Raw genomic sequence first — 1,537 nt, forward strand, 5'->3', positions numbered from 1 at the left:
AACAGAAGAAGCTCCAGCTAACATAACTCCTTTATTTACAGAACCAAATCCCATAGCATCAGCGATATTAGCATCAATTTGTCCTTTTGACTCTCTTAAAGAAACAGAAGCCTGAGAGATAAAATTATTCGCTCCAAAGCCTGCAGAAGAAAGATTGGTACCGCTGATTGAAATATCCTTACCATCGTTTTTAACCAAAGATAAACGACCATAATTTTCCATCATGTCTTTATTGATAAAAGCTCCACCACCGATGCTTCCTTCGATTTTAATTCCTCTACCTTCTCTTGAGCTAAGTAAAAGTTGTCCATTAGCATCGATTGAAGCTTCAACTCCTGTAGTATCTTTAACTGAATTGATTGCAGAAACTAAAGCTCCATTAGCATCACCATCTTCATAGGCTACTTTACCTATAGTTACCCCATTGATAGCAAAAGTATCTGAAGTAGTTCCAGCCCTAACTGCAGCCATACCTCTAGTTTCTACTGTAAAAGTAGCTCTAACACCTGTTTTATCAGCATTTTTATTGATCTCATCTGCTAAGGCTCCAAGTCCTGTTCCAACTGAAGTTGAAATCACAACTTTTTGAAACTGAAAATCATCTATACCATTGTAATTTTTAAGAGTAAATTGTACTTCACCACTAGATGAAATTCTTCCTCCTGTTTCAAAGCGTGTTAAACCTATCTTAGAAGATTGAGTTGCTCCTATGGTAGCTTTTACAGTTTGATTTGAACTTGCGCCGATTTGAAATTCTTGATTGATAAAATTTCCACTTAAAAGTTGCTTACCGTTAAATGAAGTAGTATTTGCGATATTGTCAAGTTCTTCCATTAAACGGTTGATATCTGCTTGAAGCATGGTTCTTGTTTTTAAACTTTGTCCATCTTGAGCCGCTTGAGTTGCCTTAGTTTTGATTGTATCTAAGATTTTAAGTTGCTCATCCATAGCCTTATCAGCAGTTTGTAAGATACCTAAAGCATCGTTACCATTAGATATAGCTTGACCTAAAGTATTAGCTTGAGATCTTAAACTGTCTGCTATCGCCATCCCTGAAGCATCATCTGCTGCGGAGTTAATTCTAAGACCTGAACTAAGTCTGCTTAAAGAAGCATCTAAACTTTTACTATTTAAATCAGCGTTTGCTTTTGCATTTAAAGCTGCAACATTGGTGTTAATACGAAATCCCATTTTAAATCCTTTTAAAAAAATTCAAGCTCATCCATGAACTTGTTAAATGCTATATCGTGCAATCAAAAAAATATTTTATACTTTAGCAATAAAATTTCATACTTTTGACAAAAACTTGTATTTTTGTTCTAACTTTTCTATAAAATAAAGCAACCATTCATCATAAGCTTTGACATAAGCTGTGATGAAATGCGTTTTATCTTGTATATGAAGTTTTAATACATCAGCAATCATTTTTCCACGATAAGCAAAAGCTCCTCTTAAAACTTCATCCTGTATAAACTCATCTTCATCTAAAGAGTGATTAAAATTTTCTATGTTTTGATAGACTTTTTCTAAAAATTCT

1 protein-coding gene and 1 pseudogene are annotated in these 1,537 nt (G+C 33.8%); both read right to left on the minus strand.

Annotation, left to right across the window (positions count from 1 at the left end; genetic code table 11):
- The coding region (locus ELQ06_RS08475; protein ID WP_134237512.1) for a flagellin at positions 1-1,191 on the minus strand (1,191 nt) is incomplete at its 3' end.
- Between the two features lie 96 nt (positions 1,192-1,287).
- A pseudogene (locus ELQ06_RS08480) lies at positions 1,288-1,537 on the minus strand (motility associated factor glycosyltransferase family protein); the annotation flags it as partial.

The sequence above is a fragment of the Campylobacter sp. CH246 genome (genome assembly GCF_004378835.1).
Taxonomy (GTDB): Bacteria; Campylobacterota; Campylobacteria; order Campylobacterales; family Campylobacteraceae; genus Campylobacter_D; species Campylobacter_D jejuni.